This is a genomic window from Pseudomonas sp. F9001 (assembly GCF_013385435.1).
Lineage (GTDB): Bacteria > Pseudomonadota > Gammaproteobacteria > Pseudomonadales > Pseudomonadaceae > Aquipseudomonas.
In genome coordinates this window covers 41,301-54,459 of record NZ_JACAPX010000012.1, presented here as the reverse complement: position 1 = coordinate 54,459, position 13,159 = coordinate 41,301, and the positions used below count along the sequence as shown (strand labels likewise).

11 protein-coding genes and 3 pseudogenes are annotated in these 13,159 nt (G+C 62.0%); 8 read left to right on the top strand and 6 right to left on the bottom strand.

Going from position 1 to position 13,159, the window contains the following annotated elements; genetic code table 11:
- Positions 1 to 68: 68 nt before the first annotated feature.
- Together HX818_RS31465 and HX818_RS11760 are read right to left on the bottom strand one after the other, a co-directional pair.
- A pseudogene (locus HX818_RS31465) lies at positions 69 to 890 on the bottom strand (cache domain-containing protein); the annotation flags it as partial.
- 70 nt (positions 891 to 960) lie between these two features.
- Positions 961 to 2,280, bottom strand: coding sequence for a Na+/H+ antiporter family protein (locus tag HX818_RS11760; RefSeq protein WP_161635727.1), 1,320 nt, complete (start codon positions 2,278 to 2,280; stop codon positions 961 to 963).
- Between the two features lie 393 nt (positions 2,281 to 2,673).
- Between HX818_RS11760 and HX818_RS31460 the strand changes: the two are divergent.
- Both HX818_RS31460 and HX818_RS31455 read left to right on the top strand, forming a co-directional pair.
- A pseudogene (locus HX818_RS31460) lies at positions 2,674 to 3,963 on the top strand (HAMP domain-containing protein); the annotation flags it as partial.
- Between the two features lie 102 nt (positions 3,964 to 4,065).
- A complete protein-coding gene (locus tag HX818_RS31455; protein WP_371315713.1) occupies positions 4,066 to 4,821 on the top strand; it encodes a methyl-accepting chemotaxis protein in 756 nt (251 codons plus the stop codon).
- An 89-nt stretch (positions 4,822 to 4,910) separates the two neighbouring features.
- Here HX818_RS31455 and HX818_RS11750 read toward each other — a convergent pair whose 3' ends face one another.
- From HX818_RS11750 to HX818_RS11735, 4 genes are read right to left on the bottom strand one after another with little or no spacing between them, the layout of a single operon-like run.
- Positions 4,911 to 6,227 (bottom strand): sensor histidine kinase, encoded by a 1,317-nt coding sequence (locus tag HX818_RS11750; protein WP_008432791.1) that lies wholly within the window; start codon positions 6,225 to 6,227, stop codon positions 4,911 to 4,913.
- Positions 6,224 to 6,892, bottom strand: a complete 669-nt coding sequence (locus tag HX818_RS11745; RefSeq protein WP_177020156.1) for a response regulator transcription factor — start codon at positions 6,890 to 6,892, stop codon at positions 6,224 to 6,226. The genes HX818_RS11750 and HX818_RS11745 overlap by 4 nt, the downstream gene beginning before the upstream one ends.
- Positions 6,892 to 7,215: a PepSY domain-containing protein gene (locus HX818_RS11740; RefSeq protein ID WP_008432790.1), complete on the bottom strand. Its 324-nt coding sequence runs from the start codon at positions 7,213 to 7,215 to the stop codon at positions 6,892 to 6,894. The genes HX818_RS11745 and HX818_RS11740 overlap by 1 nt, the downstream gene beginning before the upstream one ends.
- Complete coding sequence (locus HX818_RS11735; protein WP_177020155.1) at positions 7,215 to 7,523, bottom strand: PepSY domain-containing protein; 309 nt, start codon at positions 7,521 to 7,523, stop codon at positions 7,215 to 7,217. The genes HX818_RS11740 and HX818_RS11735 overlap by 1 nt, the downstream gene beginning before the upstream one ends.
- A gap of 159 nt (positions 7,524 to 7,682) precedes the next feature.
- On the opposite strand from HX818_RS11735, the gene HX818_RS11730 reads away from it, so the two are divergent.
- The 6 genes and pseudogenes from HX818_RS11730 (at position 7,683) to HX818_RS11705 (ending at position 13,159) form a co-directional block, all read left to right on the top strand.
- A complete protein-coding gene (locus HX818_RS11730; RefSeq protein WP_177020154.1) occupies positions 7,683 to 8,762 on the top strand; it encodes a patatin-like phospholipase family protein in 1,080 nt (359 codons plus the stop codon).
- Between the two features lie 180 nt (positions 8,763 to 8,942).
- Positions 8,943 to 9,299: a 6-carboxytetrahydropterin synthase QueD gene (gene queD, locus HX818_RS11725; RefSeq protein ID WP_003190259.1), complete on the top strand. Its 357-nt coding sequence runs from the start codon at positions 8,943 to 8,945 to the stop codon at positions 9,297 to 9,299.
- 89 nt (positions 9,300 to 9,388) lie between these two features.
- Complete coding sequence (locus HX818_RS11720) at positions 9,389 to 9,841, top strand: GNAT family N-acetyltransferase (RefSeq protein WP_177020153.1); 453 nt, start codon at positions 9,389 to 9,391, stop codon at positions 9,839 to 9,841.
- Positions 9,842 to 9,851: 10 nt separating this feature from the next.
- Positions 9,852 to 10,475 (top strand): NUDIX hydrolase, encoded by a 624-nt coding sequence (locus tag HX818_RS11715; protein WP_008432778.1) that lies wholly within the window; start codon positions 9,852 to 9,854, stop codon positions 10,473 to 10,475.
- A gap of 201 nt (positions 10,476 to 10,676) precedes the next feature.
- Positions 10,677 to 11,945 carry a cytosine permease gene (codB, locus tag HX818_RS11710; protein ID WP_177020152.1) on the top strand — a complete coding sequence of 423 codons (1,269 nt, stop codon included), beginning with the start codon at positions 10,677 to 10,679 and terminating at the stop codon, positions 11,943 to 11,945.
- Positions 11,942 to 13,159, top strand: a pseudogene (locus tag HX818_RS11705) (PucR family transcriptional regulator). The gene codB and the pseudogene HX818_RS11705 overlap by 4 nt, the downstream one beginning before the upstream one ends.

Sequence of the window (13,159 nt, the reverse complement as noted above, 5' to 3'; positions counted from 1 at the left end):
TGGCTCACCAGGCCGGTAAGCTGGGAGGTCATCTCGGTGATCTGGCGTACCAGGCTGTGGATCTTGTCGACAAAGCGGTTGAAAGAGCCTGCCAGTTCGCCAAGCTCGTCCTGGCTGGTGATGGCCAGGCGGCGGGTCAGGTCACCCTCACCGGCGGCGATGTCGTCGAGGTTGATCTTCATCAGGTGCAACGGCCGCAGGATGGTATTGGCCACCAGCATGCCCACGGCGGCAATCACCAACAGCACCACCACGGCAATGCCGATGATGCTCAGCAGCACACCTTCCATGCGTTTCTCCACCTTGGCCTGAACCTCGGCAACCTGGGCGTCGATGCCGTCCAGGTTCACCGAGGTACCGATCACCATGTCCCACTTGGGCAAGTATTCGGTGTAGCCAAGCTTGGGCACCAGCTCGGTCTGGCCGGGCTGCGTCGAGCTGTATTGCAGGTAGTGGGTGCCGTCCTTGCCGACTTTCACCAGGTCGCGGTTGACGTAGACGCCGTTCGGGTCGCGGTTGTCCTTGAAGCTTTTGCCGACGCCGTCCGGGCTGTTGCCCTTGAACAGGCGAATGGTCTCGGAGTCGTAGCCGAAGAAATAACCGTCCTTGCCATAGCTGATGTTGGACAGCAGCTTGACCACTTGCGTCCGTGCGGCCGTATCGCCTTGGGCGGCAGCGTCGTACAGCGGCTTGATGGTGGTCATCGCCACCTCGACGTAGCCGCGCAAGGTGGTCTTGGCGTCGTTGAGCAGGTTCTGACGGGTTTCTTCGACCTCGTTGCGGGCCTGCTCCCGAAGGATCCACACCGTGGTCAGGCTGATGATCACGGCAAACAACAACACGGGCAGGACAGCAAGGGACAGTACTTTGGCCTTTAGACTCAGACGCATGGCTCTTCTCTCTTGAGGGACAACTCAAGAGGTTAACGGCTAGTTACAATAAATCTGTAGGACAATCCCGTCAGAGCGTCATCGCGGCAAACCAGCCAAACGCCAGCAGCGGAATGTTGTAGTGCAGGAAGGTCGGCACCACGGTGTCCCAGATATGGTGGTGCTGGCCATCGATGTTCAAACCGGAAGTCGGGCCCAGGGTGGAGTCCGACGCAGGCGAGCCGGCATCACCCAATGCCCCGGCCGTGCCGACGATGCACACGATCGCCAGCGGGCTGAAGCCCAGCTGCACGCACAGCGGCACAAAGATCGCCGCCAGGATCGGCACCGTGGAAAACGACGAGCCGATGCCCATGGTCACCAGCAAGCCCACCAGCAGCATCAGCAGCGCGCCCACACCGCGGCTATGGCCGATAAACGCCGCGGAGGCTTGCACGAGTGTCTGCACTTCACCGGTGGCCTTGAGCACTTCGGCAAAGCCTGACGAGGCGATCATGATGAAGCCGATCATCGCCATCATCTTCATGCCTTCGGTGAACAGGTCATCGGTGTCGCGCCAGCGCACGATGCCCGACACCGAAAAGATCAGGAACCCGGCCAGGGCGCCAATGATCATCGAGTCCAGCCACAGCTGGATAATGAACGCCGCCGCAATCGCCAGGCCGGCCACCAGCAGGGTCAGCGGGTTGTAGTGCACCGCCACCTGCTCGACTCGCTCGATCTTCTCCAGGTCGTACACACGCTTCTTGCGGTAGCTGACAAACACCGCCACCAGCAAACCGACCACCATGCCCAGCGCCGGTAGGCCCATGGCATGGGTGACATTGACCTGGCTGATGTCGACACCGCTCTTGGCCACGTTGGCCAGCAGGATCTGATTCAGGAAGATGTTGCCGAAGCCCACCGGCAGAAACATGTAGGGCGTGATCAGGCCGAAGGTCATGACGCAGGCGATGAGACGGCGGTCCAGCTGCAGTTTGGTCAGCACATATAAAAGCGGCGGTACCAGCAGCGGGATAAACGCGATGTGGATCGGCAGGATGTTCTGCGAGGCGATGGCCACCACCCAGAGCAGACCGATCAGCAGCCATTTGACGTGACTGCCGCCCGTGGCTTCCTGCCGATCCACCAGCAGCAGGGCTTTATCGGCCAGCGCATGAGCCAGGCCGGATTTGGCAATCGCCACGGCGAACGCGCCGAGCAGCGCGTAGGACAACGCCACCGTCGCACCGCCACCCAGGCCGCTGTTGAACGCCTTGAGCGTCGCGTCGATACCCAGGCCGCCGGTCAGGCCACCCACCAGGGCGCCGACAATGATCGCGATCACCACATGCACGCGGGACAAGCTGAGCACCAGCATGGTGCCGACCGCGGCGATTACTGCATTAATCATCGTTACCTCAAGACAGAAAACATGAAAAAAGCACGCACCTGCCCGGGCTGCTGTCGGGAACGGCTGCCGCAAACCAGGTTTTAAGGGAGTTTTATTAGAGGGCGCGCACTTTGCAGCACCCGGCCTGCCTTGTCAAAAAAGTGGGGAGAAGGTTTGTCAGTGGTTAGGGGATTTGTCTGTGGCGAGGGGCTTGTCCTGTGGCGAGGGGGCTTGTCCCCCGTTGGAGTGCGCAGCGCTCCCGCTTTTTTTAGGGCCGCTAAGCAGCCCAACGGGGGACAAGCCCCCTCGCCACACAAACAGGTTTAAATTGATCGTTTGAATAAAGAAAATTTCCGAGCGGCCGATACAGGCAGATCGTCTCTGTCGTATCGAAAGGTTAAGGAAGGCTCCATGTCGCTCAGACAGCTGTCCATTCAATGGAAAATTACCCTGCTGGCCGGTCTTTGCCTGCTGGGCATCGTGACCTTGCTGGTAGGTCTCTCGCTGTACCGCATGGCGCAGAGCTCCGACCTGGTCAAGGCTTCCAGTATGGAAATGCTCGACGAAGCCGCCCAGGCGCGCATCGAAGCCCAGGGTGAGGTCCAGGCCTTGGGCATTCGCCAGCAGTTCATGGACGCCTATCAATACGGCCACGGTTTTTCCCGGCAGGTGTTGTTCCTGCGCGAACAGGCCGAGAAACGCTTCCTGGATGCCTTCGACCTGCGCGAAGACCTGACCCGCCAGGTCAAGGCCGCGCTGCAGGCCAACCCTGACCTGCTGGGCCTGTCCCTGGTATTCGAGGCCAACGCACTGGATGGCAAGGACGAACTGTTCGCCAACCAGCAAGAACTGGGCAGCAACGACAAGGGCCGCTTTGCGCTGTACTGGTCCCAGCCGACTGCGGGCAAGCTGACTTCAATGTCGCTGCCCGAAAGCGACATGTCCGACACCAGCGTCGGACCCAGCGGCGAAAAAGCCAACGCCTGGTTCACCTGCCCGCGCACCACACTCAAGCCCTGCGTGATCGAGCCGTACTTCTATGTGATCGATGGGCAAAAGGTGCTGATGACCAGCATCGTCTTCCCGCTGATGGTCAACGGCAAAGTCATCGCCTCGCTGTCGGTGGACATCAACCTCAACAGCCTGCAAGCCGTCAGCCAGGGCGCCAGCCAGAAACTGTACGACGGCCAGACCAGCGTCAGCATCATCAGCCCGGTGGGCCTGCTGGCCGGCTACAGTCCGGACGCCGGCAAACTCAGCCAGCGCCTGGATGCCGTCGACACCGCCAACGGCGCGCAATTGATCAGTTCGCTTTCCACCAGCACCCAGACCCGCAGCGTGCGCACCGACCACCAACTCAAGGTGCTCGCGCCGTTCCAGCCGATCCCCGATGGCAAGCCGTGGGGCGTGTTGCTGGATGTTCCGGAAAAAGTCCTGGTGGCTCCGGCTGAAGCCCTGAAGTCCAAACTGGACGCCGATAACGCCAAGGGCACCCTGCTGGAACTGAGCCTGGGCCTGCTGGCAGCAATCGTCGGCCTGTTGCTGGTGTGGCTGATGGCCCGCAGCGTGACCCGGCCGATCCTCGGTGTGGCGCGCATGCTGGAAGACATTGCCAGTGGCGAAGGTGACCTGACCCGCCGCCTGGCCTACGACAAACACGACGAACTCGGCGAATTGGCCGGCTGGTTCAACCGCTTCCTCGACAAGCTGCAGCCGATCATTGCCCAGGTCAAACGCTCAGTGCAGGACGCCCGTGGCACCGCCGACCAGTCGGCCGCCATCGCCACTGAAACCAGTGCCGGCATGGAGCAGCAATACCGTCAGGTCGACCAGGTGGCCACCGCCTCCCACGAGATGAGCGCCACCGCCCAGGACGTCGCCCGCAGTGCAGCGCAAGCCGCCCAGGCTGCCCGCGATGCCGATCAGGCGACGCGTGAAGGTTTGACCGTGATCGACCGCACCACCACCAGCATCGGCCACCTGGCGGCGGATATGAGCACCGCGATGGCCCAGGTTGAAGGACTGGCGGCCAACAGCGAGAAGATCGGCTCGGTACTGGAAGTGATTCGTGCAATCGCCGAGCAGACCAATCTGCTGGCACTGAACGCCGCTATCGAGGCCGCCCGTGCGGGTGAAGCCGGTCGCGGTTTTGCGGTGGTCGCCGATGAAGTGCGCAACCTGGCGCGACGTACCCAGGAGTCGGTGGAAGAAACCCGCCTGGTGATCGAGCAACTGCAAAGCGGTACCCAGGAAGTGGTCGGTTCCATGAGCAACAGCCATCGCCAGGCCCAGGGCAGCGTCGAACAAGTGGGCCAGGCCGTGACCGCCTTGCGCCAGATCGGCGATGCGGTAACGGTAATCAGCGACATGAACCTGCAGATCGCCAGCGCCGCCGAAGAGCAAAGTGCGGTGGCCGAGGAGATCAACAGCAACGTGGCGACGATTCGGGATGTGACGGAGTCGTTGTCCGAACAGGCGAATGAATCGGCGCGGGTCAGCCAGGCGTTGAACAGCCTGGCGAATCAGCAGCAGGGCCTGATGGATCAGTTCAGGGTTTGATGAGTTGCGGGATACTCCGGCAATCAGCCCGAGTATCCCGTAGCAGCTGTCGAGCCTTGGCGAGGCTCGACAGCTGCTACGGTTAGTTTTCAATGGCGGCGTGGCAGGTCGATGATGACCTTTAACCCGCCCAGCTCGCTCTCCTGCAACAGAAGCACCCCGCCCCACACCTCGACAATATCCCGCACGATCCCCAGCCCCAGACCATGCCCGTCAGTCTGCTCATCCAACCGCGTGCCTCGGCTGAACACCTGATCACGCTGGCTCTCGGGAATCCCCGGCCCGTCATCTTCGACAGCCAACCGAAAGCCTTCCGGGGTTTCGCCGATGCTCAACACAATCTCCGCGTCCGCCCATTTACACGCGTTGTCCAGCAGGTTGCCCAACAGTTCCAGCAGGTCTTCGCGGTCCCACGGCAATTGCAAACCGGGCGGCACGCGGTAACTCAAATCCAGGTGTTCGCCATGGATCATGTTCAGGGTCGCAAGCAACCCCGGTAATTCGCCGTCGCAATCGAACAAGGCACCCGGCAGTGTCTCTCCGGCCAGGCGGGCACGATTGAGTTCACGATTAAGCCGTTGCTGCACCTGCTCCAACTGTTCCCGCAGCAGCTTGCTCAGTTGCGGATGGTCCTTGAGCTGTTCGCTGGATGCCACGCTCAGCAACACCGCCAACGGGGTTTTCAAGGCATGGCCGAGATTGCCCAGGGCATTGCGCGAGCGCTTGAGGCTGTCTTCGGTGTGGGCCAACAGATGGTTGATCTGCGCCACCAGCGGCTCCAGCTCCACCGGCACCTGGGTATCCAGTTGCGAGCGCTGGCCCTGCTGCAGTTGGGCGATCTGGTTGCGCGCGGTCTCCAGCGGGCGCAAGGCGCGGCGCACGGTGACCCGTTGCAGAATCAGGATCAGCAACAGCGCCGCCAGCCCCAGCACCAAGCCGATCTGGCGCATCAGCCGAAAGCTTTCTCTGACGGGTGTGTAGTCCTGGGCCACGCTGATGGAAATCGACTGGCCAAACCGTTTGTAGTCCGAACGCAGTACCAGCAACTGCTGGCCTTCCGGCCCCAACTGCAGGTTGCCCTTGAGCCCGGCGTGGGGCAACTGCGGCAGTTCCTGGTCCCACAGCGAGCGGGAACGCCAATGGGTGTCGGCAAAATCGATACGGAAATAGTGCCCGGAAAACGGACGCTGGTACGCAGGAGACAACCGCTGCTCATCCAGTTGCACCCCCGCCGGCCCGCGCACCAGCGCCACCAGCAGGTTCTCGCTGTCGTTGCGCAAGCCGGACTCCAGGTAACGTTGCAGGCCCATTTCGAACAGCCACAGGCTGGTCTGCGCCAGCACCAGGCCGACGATCACCATCACACTGATCAGCCCCAGGCTCAGGCGCCGCTGGATCGACTTCATGCCGGGCTGGCACCAAACCGGTAACCCTGGCCGCGCCGGGTCTCGATCACGCTGCGGCCCAACTTGCGGCGCAGGTGGTTGACGTGGACCTCCAACACATTGGAGTCACGCTCGGTCTCGCCATCGTACAAATGTTCGGCCAGGTGACTTTTTGAAAGGATTTGCTCGGGGTGCAGCATGAAGTAACGCAGCAGCCGAAACTCGGCCGCGGTCAGCTGGATCTCCTCGCCATCACGCATCACACACTGGCGACCCTCATCCAGGTGCAAGCCGGCAGCCTGCAAGGTGGGCTGATTGGCGTGGCCATGGGAACGACGCAGCAAGGCCTGGATACGCAGGTGCAGCTCTTCGGGATGGAACGGTTTGCTGAGGTAGTCGTCGGCCCCGGCCTTGAGCCCTTCGATGCGCTCGGCCCAGGAGTCGCGGGCAGTGAGGATCAGCACCGGCGTGGCCTGGCCGGCGGCACGCCATTGCGTCAACACCTCAAGCCCGGGCAAACCCGGCAGGCCGAGGTCAAGGATGATCAGGTCGTAGGGTTCGCTGCGCCCCTGATACACCGCATCGCGCCCGTCCGCCAGCCAGTCGACGGCATAGCCCTGGCGATTGAGCCCGGCCATCAACTCATCGGCCAGGGGTACGTGGTCTTCCACCAGCAGCAGGCGCATCAGTCGTCTTCCTTGTCTTTGAGCAGTTGACCGGTGTTGGCATCGAGTTCGATCTCGCGCACCACGCCTTCCACCGTCAATAGTTCGATTTCATAGATATAGCGCACAGGGCGATCCTTGTGCTCTTCAAGCTCGGCGTCCAGCAGCTTGGCGCCCGGGTAGCGCTCGAAAGCCGGGCCCAGCAGATGCTCAAGCGGCGCGATCACACCCTCCTGGCGCAGGCGAAGCGCCTCGTCCTGGCCCAGGTCACGAGCGGCCAGGCCTGAGCAAAATGCCAGGAGCACCAGCGCCACTTGAACGCTGGTGCGTAGATTTACCTTCATTACGTATCCTGATGATCCTTGAGGACGGCGCCGGTGACAGCGTCCAATTCCAGGTCCCACTCGACGCCCTGGGCGTCGCGCAGTTCAACCTGATAAAGGTACTTGCCGTATTCCTCTTCAAGCTCGGTTTCATGCACGGTGGCGCCGGGATGTTTGGCCAGTGCGATAGCATTGAGCTTCTCGAAAGACACAATGGTACCAGCGTCGCGCAACTTCAGTGCTTCGTCCGGCCCCAGGTCGCGAGCATGGGCGACGCCTGCGGTGAGGGCGATGATACTGCTGGCGATCAAGGCTGTGAGGGTTTTCATGGTGAGTCTCCGTTTCGGGATATTTTGCCTACGGGGCTCACGGTACTGGATCCAACTTAACTGAAACTGAATTGCCACCATGGCAATTCTCTGCGAGACCTTTGCCTGCAACCGGGCAAGATTTTCTATACTGCCCTGCTCGCGGTAAATGAGACCGGTATGACTGCTATCCATATGAAGTTCCCCGCCTTGACCCTCAAGGCCGGTAAACGCGCTTTTGCACGCATTCGTGAGCAGGGGCTTGCGCCTGCGGACGTCGGCATCCTTCCCGGCGCTGCCGGCGGGCCCAAGGCGCTGGGCATCCAGGGTCTGGACCTGGCGCTGTTTGGTGACTGGCTGCCCCGGGCGCCCCGCGAGCGTGCGCTGATCGGCGCCTCGATAGGCTCCTGGCGGTTTGCCAGTGCGTGCCTGCCCGACCCGGTGCAAGGCCTGCTCGACCTGGGCCGGCTGTACAACGCACAAAGCTTTGCCAAAGGCGTGACCATGGCCGAAGTCAGCCAGAGCTGCGTGCGCATGCTCGATGACTTGCTGGCCGGCCGCGATGCCCGCGTGCTCGACAACCCGCACTACCGGCTGAACATCATGGTGGTCAAAAGCCATGGCCTGCTCGCCGACGATCATCGCGGTCGGCTTGGTTTGGGGTTGTCCTCGGTGATCGCCGACAACCTGAGGGGCCGCGCGCGGTTGTCCCGGCACTTCGAACGGCTGATCGTCCACGATCCACGCCAGGCGCCACCGCTGCATGCGCTCAAGGATTTCCCGTCGCGCTTCCTTGATCTGGAACTGGGCAACCTGCGCCAGGCCTTGCTGGCGTCGGGCTCGATCCCCATGGTGATGCAAGGCGTACGCGACCTGCCGGGTGCAGGCCAAGGCACTTACCGCGATGGCGGCCTGCTGGACTATCACCTCGACCTGCCCTACCACGGCGATGACATCGTGCTGTACCCGCACTTCACCGACCGGGTCATTCCCGGCTGGTTCGACAAAGGCTTGCCGTGGCGCCGCGCCAATCAACACGGTTTGCAGGATGTCCTGCTGCTGGCGCCGTCGAAGGAATACCTGGCCCGCCTGCCCCACGGCAAACTGCCGGACCGCAGTGACTTCAAGCGCTTCATGGGGGATGACCCGGGCCGCAACAAGTACTGGCAAACCGCAATGAGCGAAAGCCAGCGGCTGGGGGATGAGTTTCTGCAACTGGCCGACAATGGCCAATTGGGCGAACGCCTGCTGGCTCTCTAGCGCCCTCTCCGTAGCAGCTGTCGAGCCCAAGCGAGGCTGCGTCGGCAGCACCTCGGTTTGTCAGACAAATCGCAAACGCAGCCTCGCCATGGCTCGACAGCTGCTACGCGGTATGCGCGCGGCCGCGACAAACTGTTAAACTCGCCGCCTGCCAGACACCTCACCGAGCTGAAAAACCCTGTGGAAATCTTCAAAGAGTTTACCTTCGAGTCCGCCCACCGCCTGCCCCACGTTCCGGAAGGCCACAAATGCGGGCGCCTGCATGGCCATTCGTTCAAGGTGGCGATCCACCTCAGCGGCGACCTCGACCCGCACACCGGCTGGATCCGTGACTTCTCGGAGATCAAGGCGATTTTCAAGCCGCTCTACGAACGCCTCGACCACAACTACCTCAACGACATCCCGGGCCTCGAAAACCCCACCAGCGAAGTGCTGGCCAAGTGGATCTGGAATGAACTGAAACCGCTGTTGCCGGAACTCAGCGCGATTCGCATCCATGAGACCTGCACCAGCGGCTGCATCTATCGCGGCGAATAAGCCGGCGATGTAAAAAACCACCCTTGCGGTGGTTTTTTTATGCCGGAGACTCCCTTACAGTCGTGGCCTCTTGTACAGGAAGCGCTGCGATGCCAACCCATATCCGCCCCGCTACCGTCGACGATATCGCCGCTATTGAAGCGATCGTCCACGCCGCCTACTCCCCTTACATCCAGCGAATCGGGCGCAAGCCAGGCCCGATGCTGGATGACTATCGCCAGCAGGTCGCTGCCGAACGGGTGCATGTGCTGGAGAGTGCGGGCCAGGTCCGCGGCTTTGTCGTACTGATTCATCACGATGAGTACCTGCTGCTGGATAACCTGGCCGTCGACCCCGGCGCCCAGGGCTTGGGTTACGGGCGCCTGTTGCTGGGCTTCGCGGAACGCCAGGCCAGGCATGGCTCCATCCGTCTCTACACCAATGAAGCGATGACCGAAAACATCGCGCTGTACACCCGCAAAGGCTATGTGGAAACCCACCGGGCCGAGGAAAACGGCCTGCGTCGGGTCTACATGCAAAAAGACCTCACCGCCTCGCACTGAAGGAGCTCCCATGGAAAACACCTGGCTGGCCCAGGCCAAGCGCCTGCAAGCATTGGCCTCCACGGGGCTGCACTTCTGCACCGATGACTTCGAGCGCGAGCGCCTCGAGGAAATCGCCCAGATTGCCCACAGCATGCTGGCGCAATTGGGCGAAGTACCGCTGGAGCGCATCACCGGGCTGGTGCCGGATTTTGCCAAACGTTATTCGACGCCCATGATTGATGTGCGGGGCGCAGTGATTGACGGTGACCGGATCCTGTTGGTCCGCGAGCTCACGGATGGCTGCTGGGCATTGCCCGGCGGTTATGCGGATATTGGTTTGTCGGCGGCTGAAAACATCGTCAAGGAAATCCGCGAAGAGGCCGGGCTGACGGTCACGGCCAAGGCGCTGTACAGCGTCACCCACAAGGCCAAAGGCTTGTACCGGCCGGATATCCGGGACTTCTACAAACTCTACTTTCTGTGCGAACGGGTTGATCAACTGGCGCCGGCGGCCGGTTTCGAAACCACCGAAGTTGGCTTCTTCAGCCTGGACGATCTGCCGCCGCTGTCCCGTGGCCGCACCATTGAAAGCGACCTTGAGGCCGCTTTTGCCTTTCATCGCGGGCAGACCACTCACACCCTGTTCGATTGAATAACGGGTGATCCAATTTGTATCACCCTGCACCGCTTTCGCGCCTGAGTGGGCAGAAAGACCAATCCCGCCTGCGTGTTTCCCCTGTTTGGCTATAAATACTGTGCAACCTGCACAGTCCTGACCGTGCGCCCGTCACTGCCTCGCACTTGGCACGACGGGTGCAATAGGCCTGCGTCACTCATTCAGGGAGAACGGCACATGACGCAGAACGAACCGGGCAATGACTACCCTCTCAGCGAGGTGCCCATGCATGCCCGCAAAGGCCTGGCCTCCACCGCCATGGTGCTGCTGGGCTTTACCTTTTTTACCGCGACCATGTTCGCCGGCGGCAAGCTGGGGGTGGCCTTCAGCTTTACCCAGATGCTCGGCGTCGTGGCCCTGGGTAACCTGCTGTTGGGTATCTACGCCGCAGGCCTGGGTTACATCGCGTTCAAGAGCGGTTTGAATTCAGTATTGATGGGGCGTTTCTGCTTCGGTGAAGTGGGCAGCAAGCTGAGCGACTTGATTCTCGGTTTTACCCAGATCGGCTGGTACGCCTGGGGCACCGCCACCGCAGCCGTAGTACTGGGCAAGTATTTCGAGTTGAGCCAGGGCAGCGTACTCGGGCTGATGGTGCTGTTTGGCATGGTGTTCTGCGCGACGGCCTACGTGGGCTATCGCGGGTTGGAGATTCTGTCCTACATCGCCGTGCCGGCCATGGGTATTTTGTTGTTTCTGTCGATGTGGGTCGCCACCGTCAAGGTCGGCGGGCTCGATGGACTGCTGGCAGTGGTGCCGACCGGTGAGCTGGACATGTCCACGGCTATCACGCTGGTGTTCGGCACCTTTGTCAGCGGCGCGACCCAGGCTACCAACTGGACGCGGTTCTCACGCTCGGCCAGGGTCGCGGTGCTGGCCAGCCTGATCGGCTTCTTTATCGGCAACGGCTTGATGGTGTTGATCGGTGCCTATGGCGCCATCGTCTACCAGCAGCCCGACGTGGTCGAAGTGTTGCTGCTGCAAGGCTTCGCCATGGCGGCCATGGCGATGCTGTTGCTGAATATCTGGAGCACCCAGGACAACACCATCTACAACTTCGCCGTCGCCGGCTGCAACCTGCTGCGCACCAAGCGCCGCAAAACGGTGACCCTGGCCGGTGCGGTGATCGGCACCCTGCTGGCGTTGCTGGGCATGTACGACATGCTGGTGCCCTACCTGATCCTGCTGGGCACGGTGATCCCACCGATTGGCGGGGTGATCATGGCGGATTTCTTCTATCGCTACCGCGGCCACTATCCGCGCCTGGCCGATACACGCCTGCCGGCCTTCAACTGGCCAGGGCTGATCGCCTATGCCGTGGGTACGGTGCTGGCCTTTCATTCACCCTGGGTGGCGCCATTGGTGGGGATCGTGACGGCGTCCCTGACCTACATCGTGCTGACCAGCGTATTGCGGGTGCGGGCACCTTTGGCTGACGTCCAGGCATGAGCCTGACAGTCGCCGATGTGCTGGCCTTGCCCGGCCTTGAATCGATGTGCCTGCGGGCCGGGGAAGCCGGCCTGGAGAACACGGTGCGCTGACCCTATGTCGCAGAAAACAGCGGAATCGCCGAATGGGTGCTGGGGGGCGAACTGGTGTTCGTCACCGGTATCAATCACCCACGGGACGAGGCCAATCTGTTGGTGCTGCTGGACGAAGCCTGTCAGCGCCAGGTCGCCGGCCTGGTGATCCTCACGGGGCCGGACTATATCCAGGCGATTCCCCAGCGTTTGCTGGAAGCGGCGCAAGCGGCGGGCATGCCGCTGATCGAACAGCCTTACTCGTTGAAGATGGTACTGGTGACCCAGGCCATCGGTTCGGCGTTGATCCAGTCGCAGCAGTTGGGGCGCTCGCGACACGATGTGCTGGAGCGCCTGCTGGCCGGTGATTATCAATCCCTGGATTTGCTGCTGCACCGCGCTGCGCAGTTGGACATGCCGCTGGCCGGCCATTGGCAACTCGTCCAGTTGCAACTGGACGGCAGCGACGCGCTGTTTGCCCAAGGTGAGGCGCCAGTGGTCGAGGCGCAGCTTGCCCGACAACACGATGCGATTACCCGCCGTCTGCGCCAGTTTGCTGCGCAGCATCCGTCGCGCCTGCCCGTGCTGGGGCGTGCCGGACAATGGACGTTGCTGCTGCCTGCGATAGACGCGGGTGCGGCATTGGCCAACCGTCAGTTGTTGGCGGGTTGGTTGAAGGCACTGAATCTGCGCCTGGCACCGTTGAAACTGTTTATCGGCCTGAGTGCTGCCGCGCACCCACCCGCGCGCCTGGCCCAGGCCCTGGATGAGGCGCGCCAGGCATTGGCCGCTGCGCGACGGTTCAGTGAACGCGCCGGGCTGTGTGTCTACGATGAGTTGGGCGTGCTCAAGCTGCTCAGTGGCGTACGTGATCGCGCCCTGCTCGATCAGTTCCTCAACGAACGCCTGGGGCCGCTGCTGCGCCACGACCTGCACCATGGCCCAAGCCTGATGCCGACCCTGGAGGCCTGGTTCCACGAGAATGGTAACCTTGTGGCCGCAGCCCAACGGCTGGCGGTTCACCGCAACACCCTGACGCATCGCGTCCAGCGTATCGAAGCCCTGTGCGGGCTGACGCTGGACAATGCTTATGACCGCCTGGACATCGGCATCGCGCTGATGATCTGGCGGCTGTCTGCCTGA